1 protein-coding gene is annotated in these 1,445 nt (G+C 58.1%); it reads left to right on the top strand.

Annotated elements, in window-relative coordinates:
* The first annotated feature begins 51 nt into the window (after positions 1–51).
* Positions 52–1,412, top strand: a protein-coding gene (locus tag CFB35_RS33870; protein ID WP_089465000.1) for an IS3 family transposase whose coding sequence is annotated in 2 segments (ribosomal slippage) — positions 52–514 and positions 514–1,412 — 1,362 coding nt in all. Because the reading frame shifts where the segments join, the coding sequence is not laid out codon by codon here.
* The last annotated feature ends 33 nt before the right edge of the window (positions 1,413–1,445 follow it).

Below are 1,445 nucleotides of genomic sequence, written 5' to 3' on the forward strand. Positions count from 1 at the left end.
TGAACTGCACCCCAAAAGTTGGACACCCGTCCAACCTTTGGGGTGTTTTTCATGACGAAGTACAACGAGCAGTTCAAGCAACGCATCGTTGACGAGTATTTTTCCGGTGGAATTGGCATCCAGTCCCTGGCTGCCCGGCACGGCGTGGGGCGTACGGTGATCCGGCGCTGGGTGGCAAGTTACAGGGAGCATGGCAACGCGGGGTTGCGCAAGAAACACGTTTGCTACGATGCTGAGTTCAAGCTATCGGTACTGCAGCGCATGTGGCGAGACGAGTTGTCATACGGCCAGGTGTCGGCCTTGTTCGACATTCGTGGCGCGGGCTGCGTCGCCGGCTGGGAGCGCCTGTATCATGAGGGCGGTATCGATGCACTGTCCCCTCGCCGACGAGGGCGCCCCCGAAAGATGGCCACTTCACTTCCGCCCAAACCCACTGAAACCGGCTCACCGGATGAACGCACACGCGAGGAATTGCTCAAGGAAAACGAGTATCTGCGTGCGGAGGTGGCCTACCTAAAAAAGCTCGATGCGCTGCTGGCGAAGAAGCAGGCAGCGCAAAAGAAAAAGCGCAAATAGTGCGCGAGCTTAGGCAACACCATCCGGTAGCGGCACTTCTGAAGGCGGCCGGTCTGGCGCGCAGCACGTTCTATTACCAACTCGGGACGCTGAACGTTGGCGATCGCCATGCCGATCTCAAGGCGAGGATCCGGGCGGTGTTCGACCATCACAAGGGCCGCTACGGCTATCGACGCGTCACGGCTGCGATTCGGCAAACCGGGCATCTCGTCAACCACAAGGCTGTGCAGCGGCTGATGCAGCAATTGCAGCTGAAGTCCCTGCTGCGCCCGAAGAAATATCGTTCGTGGCGAGGTGAGGTCGGCAAAGTCGCGCCCAACCTGTTGCAACGTCAGTTCAGCGCCACGCAGGCCAACCAGAAGTGGGTAACGGATGTGACGGAATTCAACGTCGGCGGGCAGAAGCTGTATCTGTCGCCGGTAATGGATCTGTACAACGGCGAGATCGTGGCCTACCAGATGGACCGACGCCCAAGCTTCGAGCTGGTCAGCAGCATGCTGAAGAAGGCATTGGCCAAACTCAAACGCACGGACAGACCGTTATTGCATTCGGACCAAGGCTGGCAATACCGAATGCCGGCGTTTTGTCGGCAATTGAAGCGACGCAAGCTGACTCAAAGCATGTCGCGCAAGGGGAACTGCCTCGACAATGCTGCGATGGAAAGCTTCTTCGGCACGCTCAAGTCCGAGTGCTACAAGGGACATCGCTTCACTTGCGTGGAGCATTTGCGCGACACGCTCGAGCGCTACATCCACTACTACAACCACGAACGCATCAAGCTCAAGTTGAAAGGGCTGAGTCCCGTGCAATACAGGACTCAGCCCTTGGGCGCCTAGCCTTTAACTGTCCAACTTTGCGGGGTCAGTTCA

It is taken from the genome of Burkholderia sp. AU16482, from assembly GCF_002223285.1.
GTDB lineage: Bacteria > Pseudomonadota > Gammaproteobacteria > Burkholderiales > Burkholderiaceae > Burkholderia > Burkholderia semiarida.